The sequence below is a fragment of the Pseudoalteromonas sp. CR1 genome, assembly GCF_019392235.1.
Taxonomy (GTDB): Bacteria; Pseudomonadota; Gammaproteobacteria; order Enterobacterales; family Alteromonadaceae; genus Pseudoalteromonas.
This window is the reverse complement of the sequence record NZ_JAHXRM010000119.1, coordinates 1-299: the sequence shown is the minus strand read 5'-3', so window position 1 is coordinate 299 and position 299 is coordinate 1. Positions and strand designations below refer to the sequence as shown.

The window sequence follows — 299 nt, the reverse complement described above, 5'->3', positions numbered from 1 at the left end:
CCTCTGCAGTCGAGCCAGAACCCTGTTTGAATTCACTTCCGGCGTGAATGTTACTGAATCCCCGATCATCTATCGCGACGAAAGTATGCGTACCGCCTGCTCTCCCGATGGTTTATGCAGTGACGGCAACGGCCTTGAACTGAAATACCCGTTTACCTCCCAATTCGAGCTCCAGCGCTTTTTAACACTGCGAGCATAATGCCTGCGTCATCCGCCAGCAGGAGCTGGACTTTACTGATGCCCGTTATATCTGCGAAAAGACCGGGATCTGGACCCGTGATGGGTCTGCGAGGCCCTAG

1 pseudogene is annotated in these 299 nt (G+C 53.8%); it reads left to right on the top strand.

What is annotated here, in order from left to right:
- Positions 1-160, top strand: a pseudogene (locus tag KZZ04_RS18725) (YqaJ viral recombinase family protein); the annotation flags it as partial.
- Positions 161-299: the final 139 nt, after the last annotated feature.